Origin of the sequence: Micromonospora sp. S4605 (assembly GCF_003176715.1) — a bacterium.
GTDB lineage: Bacteria > Actinomycetota > Actinomycetes > Mycobacteriales > Micromonosporaceae > Micromonospora > Micromonospora echinaurantiaca.
The window spans coordinates 1-1,201 of record NZ_QGSW01000367.1 but is presented as its reverse complement, the minus strand read 5'-3'; the positions used below and the strand labels follow the sequence as shown (position 1 = coordinate 1,201).

The following is a 1,201-nucleotide window of genomic DNA, read 5'->3' as shown; positions in this document are numbered from 1 at the left end:
TTACGGCGGTCATGGCGGAGGGGAAACGCCCGGTCACATTCCGAACCCGGAAGCTAAGCCCTCCAGCGCCGATGGTACTGCACTCGTGAGGGTGTGGGAGAGTAGGACACCGCCGGACAATCTTCCAGTCGAGGGCCGCCCCATCCGGGTCGGCCCTCGACTGCGTCGCGCCGTAGGTGGCGCAATCAGGAAGGATGTACCCGTGAGTTCAGGACCGCAGGGCGGAGACCGTCCGCGCCGCTACGACGACCGCCAGGGTGGGCGCGACAACCGCCCCCGTGACGACCGCGGCGGCCAGCGCGGCGGCGACCGCCGTGAGGGTGGCTTCCGCGGCGGGCCGCGCGATGGCGACTTCCGGCCGGGCGGCTACCGGCGGGACGCCGGCGATCGGGATGGCGGGTTCCGCGGCGGCGACCGTCGCGAGGGTGGCTTCCGCGGCGGTGACCGTGAGGGCTACCGCGGTGGCGACCGCCGCGAGGGCTTCCGCCGTGAGGGCGGTGCGCCGCGTGAGGGCTTCCGCGGTGGTGACCGTCGCGAGGGTGGCTTCCGCGGTGGTGACCGTGAGGGCTTCCGCGGCGGTGACCGCCGTGAGGGCGGTGCGCCGCGTGAGGGCTTCCGCGGTGGTGACCGTCGCGAGGGTGGCTTCCGCGGTGGTGACCGTGAGGGCTTCCGGGGCGGCGACCGCCGTGAGGGCGGTGCGCCGCGTGAGGGCTTCCGCGGTGGTGACCGTCGCGAGGGTGGCTTCCGCGGTGGTGACCGTGAGGGCTTCCGCGGTGGTGACCGCCGTGAGGGCGGCTTCCGCGGTGGTGACCGTGAGGGCTTCCGCGGTGGTGACCGCCGTGAGGGCGGTGCGCCGCGTGAGGGCTTCCGCGGTGGTGACCGTCGCGAGGGTGGCGCGCCCCGTGAGGGCTTCCGCGGTGGTGACCGCCGCGAGGGCGGCTTCCGCGGTGGTGACCGTGAGGGCTTCCGCGGTGGTGACCGCCGTGAGGGCGGCTTCCGCGGTGGTGACCGTGAGGGCTTCCGCGGTGGTGACCGCCGCGAGGGTGGCTTCCGCGGTGGCGACCGCCGCGAGGGCGGTGCGCCCCGTGAGGGCTTCCGCGGAGGCGACCGCCGTGAAGGTGGCTTCCGGGGTGGTGACCGTGAGGGCTTCCGGGGTGGCGAGCGCCGTGAGGGTGGCTTCCGGGGTGGTGACCGTGAGGGC

General features: G+C 74.9%; 1 rRNA gene and 1 pseudogene. One reads left to right on the top strand and one right to left on the bottom strand.

Annotated features, from left to right (window positions below):
• Nucleotide 1 precedes the first annotated feature (1 nt).
• Nucleotides 2-118: ribosomal RNA gene (gene rrf / locus DLJ47_RS30685) — 5S ribosomal RNA — on the top strand.
• A 90-nt stretch (nucleotides 119-208) separates the two neighbouring features.
• On the opposite strand, the pseudogene DLJ47_RS36015 reads toward rrf, so the two are convergent.
• A pseudogene (locus tag DLJ47_RS36015) lies at nucleotides 209-1,201 on the bottom strand (hypothetical protein); the annotation flags it as partial.